This window comes from Nonomuraea sp. NPDC049504, assembly GCF_040676845.1.
Lineage (GTDB): Bacteria > Actinomycetota > Actinomycetes > Streptosporangiales > Streptosporangiaceae > Nonomuraea > Nonomuraea salmonea.
The window spans coordinates 1-1,021 of the sequence record NZ_JBFAPT010000089.1 but is presented as its reverse complement, the minus strand read 5'-3'; the positions used below and the strand labels follow the sequence as shown (position 1 = coordinate 1,021).

Annotated in this window: 1 protein-coding gene; it reads left to right on the top strand. The window is 64.2% G+C overall.

Features of this window, described 5'->3' with window-relative positions:
* Positions 1 to 296 precede the first annotated feature (296 nt).
* Positions 297 to 1,021, top strand: a 725-nt coding sequence (locus AB0K28_RS51740) for a hypothetical protein (protein ID WP_364386091.1), incomplete at its 3' end; no start/stop codon positions are given.

Genomic DNA, 1,021 nt, shown 5'->3' with positions numbered 1-1,021 from the left:
GCGGCTTACCAGAACGGAGACAACACCTTCAGCTTCCATGTCTGGAGGAACGGCAGCAGCTACGCCGGTAAATGGTCTACCTCCGGCCCTTACGCCCTCGGCCCCGTCGCCGGACGCCTCGTCCTCGGCAAGTGGAACTGACCTTCATCCGGCAACGCAGGTCCGGGCACGAGACGGCCTCTTCGCCCGGGCCTGCGCCCTGCGGATGGCATCCGTCCGACCTTCGGTGCCTCATCTGCCCGCACTGTCTCCAGCGATAGAACCGCCGCTTCGACCATCTTCTACGAAGGATCTTCATGTTCGGCTCTTTTATGCTTCGTGCCGGCTGCATGGGCACGGCAGTCATCACCGGTTTAGCCGTCTCAGCCTCGACAAGTCCCGCTCTGGCCGAGCCGACACCTCCGATCACGGCAGCCGCCTACCAGCTCGCTCCATGCGACCCTGGCGGCACCACCTCGAGGGACACCGAGCTCGCCACCCGCCTCAACGGCAGCCTCAACGCCAAGATGCGCGGCTACATGTCCGCCTACCGCGTCTCCTGCGCGCGGATGATCGTCAAAGCCGTTCGCGAACGGGGGCTCGACCTCCGAGCCGCGGCGATCGCCATGACCACGGTCATCGTCGAGAGCAGCATCCAGAACATCAGCGAGAAGGTCGATCACACCAGCCTGGGTCTGTTCCAGCAGCAGGACAACTGGGGTAGCGCCGCGCATCGTCTCGACCCCATCTGGGCCACCAACGCGTTCCTCGACAAGATGATCCGGCTCTACCCCAATAACAGGTGGAAAACCGCACCCATCGGCGAAGTGTGCCAAGCCGTCCAGGTCTCGCAATATCCCAGCAGATACGCGGAGCAGGCCGGTGACGGTCAGATCATCGCCAACACGATCTGGCCCTACGCGCTGGGAGGGGCCGAGGCTCCGGCGATGATGCGTGATGACGGTGACGGCACGATGACCATCTACCGGTGGTCGTCCACCGGTTCGTCGTTCGCACGGGCTAGTGACTACACCTCGGGCGG